Origin of the sequence: Streptomyces hygroscopicus subsp. hygroscopicus, from assembly GCF_001553455.1 — a bacterium.
Lineage (GTDB): Bacteria > Actinomycetota > Actinomycetes > Streptomycetales > Streptomycetaceae > Streptomyces > Streptomyces hygroscopicus.
In genome coordinates this window covers 1-2,117 of record NZ_BBOX01000624.1, presented here as the reverse complement: position 1 = coordinate 2,117, position 2,117 = coordinate 1, and the positions used below count along the sequence as shown (strand labels likewise).

2 pseudogenes are annotated in these 2,117 nt (G+C 79.6%); one reads left to right on the top strand and one right to left on the bottom strand.

Features of this window, described 5'->3' with window-relative positions:
• Positions 1–859: pseudogene (locus AXW62_RS39435) on the bottom strand (hypothetical protein); the annotation flags it as partial.
• 63 nt (positions 860–922) lie between these two features.
• Between AXW62_RS39435 and AXW62_RS39430 the strand changes: the two are divergent.
• Positions 923–2,117, top strand: a pseudogene (locus AXW62_RS39430) (hypothetical protein); the annotation flags it as partial.

The following is a 2,117-nucleotide window of genomic DNA, read 5'->3' as shown; positions in this document are numbered from 1 at the left end:
GGCGCTCGCCGTCGACGGCACCTACGCCGCCCCCGGGCAGCGCGCTCCCCACCCCGGCGACCAGCCTGGAGCCGGGGCGCGCGGCGGGTGGGGCTCGGCGGGTCCCGGCCGCCCAGGCCACGGCGGGGCTCCCGACCCCGGGCAGCGCGGCGGGCAGCGGACCGGCGGCGCGGGGCACGGCGACTCGCCGTACGGCGACACGACCGCCGCCCACGGCCGACACGGCGAGGGCGACGCCAGCCATGGCGACGCCGGACGCGGCGGACAGGCATACGGCCACGGGCCCGGCGAACCGACCGGACACGCAAACCCCGGCCAACCGGGCGCCGCTCCACGCGGCGGACAACGAGACGGACGCACGGGGCACGGCGACTCGCCGTACGGCGACACGACCGCCGCCCACGGCCGACACGGCGAGGGCGACGCCAGCCATGGCGACGCCGGACGCGGCGGACAGCCGTACGACCAAGGGCGCGGCGGACAGCCGTACGACCAAGGGCGCGGCGGACAGCCGTATGGCCACCGGCACAACGAACCAGCCGGACCCGCAAACCCCGGCCAACCGGGCGCCGCTCCACGCGGCGGACAACGAGACGGCGGCACAGGGTACGGCGGCGCTTCCGGCGACGCCGGGACGTACGACGGCGAGGCGTACACCGGACAGCCGCAAGCCCGGGACGGCGGGTACGGCGGCGCCGCACAGCGTGGCGGCAGCGCCCGGCGTGGTGACGACGCCTGGCAGAGCGGGGGCGCCGCACAACGTGGCGACGGCACCCAGCAGGGCGGAGGCGCCGCACAGCGTGGCGACGGCGCGCGGCAGGGCCGGGGCGGCGGGCGGCGCGGGGGCGATCGCACGCATGCGGGCGCCTACGCGCTGGACGCGCCGGGGGCGCAGGCGCGGCGGCGGGGCATAGGGGCCTGGGTGCGGCAGCTGACCGGAAAGGCGGCCGAGCGAGGCCAGGCGCGGGAAGACGGAAGCGCGCAGGCCATAGCGGCACGCGCCGCCGCGGAGGTGGAGGAGTCGCAGCGGCGGTGGCCGGACCCGGCCGCCGTGCTGATGACGGCGCTGGGGCCGGGACCCCGGTTGTGGGAGCGCGCCCAGGGGCATCCGGACACGCTCACCGTGCGGCTCGGCTCGGCCGACCGGCTGGCGGCCGACGGCGGGCTGTTGCCCGCCGCGCCCGTGACCGTGGACCTGCGGCAGAGCGGGTCGCTGGGGCTGGCCGGGCCCCGGACGCGGGTGGCCGGGCTCGTCCGGTCCGTCGTCGCGCAACTGGCGGCCCTGCACTCACCGGCCGTCCTGGAGATCGTGCTGATCAGCGGCGAGGAGCGGATGGCGGAGTGGTCGTGGCTCGGCTGGCTGCCGCAGCTCCAGCCGTCGCGCGGGCAGGACTGCCGACTACTGCTCGCGTACGACGTGGAGCAGGCCACGGCCCGTACGGCCGAGCTGACCCGGCGGCTGGAGGACGGGCCGCTTGGCCCCGGCTGGGCGGACGCCTCCCCGGCCGCCGTGGCCGCCGTGGCCGCGCGCCACTCCGGGCCGTACACCGTGGTGGTCGTGGACGGCGTCCCCGGTCCCGCCGCGTTGCGCGACACGCTCGCCCGGCTGGCGGTGACCGGCCGGGCGGCCGGGATCCACCTGCTGTGTCCGGCCGAGGCGCCTGCCGCCTCGCCCACGTCCCCGCTGCCGAGGAGCTACGAGGCCGCGTGCGCGGCGTCTCCGGCCTTCGCGGCGTGCGGGGTGGCGGCCGTGCTGAGCGGCGATGTGGCCACGGGGCTGCAGATCGTCCCCGGGGGCGGGCCCATGCCGGGTGCCACCGGGGTCACCGGGGTCACCGGCACCACCGGAGTCACCGGCGCGACCGGCGCCACCACGACCGTGACCGTGGACGCGGTGTCGGCGGCGTGGGCCGAGCGGTTCGCGCGGGCGCTCGCGCCCCTGCGCCCGGCCGCCGCCGGGCAGGGCGGCGCGTTCGGCGGCCCCGGCGGTCCGCCGACCGCCCCACTGCCGGACTCGGCACGGCTGCTGGACGAGTTGGGGCTCGCGCGGGCCACGCCCGCGTCGCTGATGGCCCGTTGGGCGGCCGCGGCGGACGAGGTTCCGGCGGGCGGCCGGG